A 235-nucleotide genomic window follows, 5' to 3' on the forward strand; every position below is an offset into this window, starting at 1 on the left:
CCTAAGACACCGAATACAGACTCTGCTGTAACCCCAGCAACTGTAGTTGAAGGTCAACCAGTTGAAAATACTAAGGTTATCACACCAGAATCACCAAATTCAGTGATCACACCATCAGAACCAGTTAACGGCGTATCAGTAGATAGCAACGGTAACTTGACAGGTACACCAGACATTACAGATTGGAAAGACGACGAGGAAGCTCGTACAGTTAACATTCCAGTAACTGTAACAA

General features: G+C 43.0%; 1 pseudogene. It reads left to right on the forward strand.

From position 1 onward, the window contains the following. Window positions 1–235: pseudogene (locus tag NF418_RS10510) on the forward strand (hypothetical protein); the annotation flags it as partial.

Source organism: Streptococcus suis, assembly GCF_024509555.1.
Lineage (GTDB): Bacteria > Bacillota > Bacilli > Lactobacillales > Streptococcaceae > Streptococcus > Streptococcus suis_AD.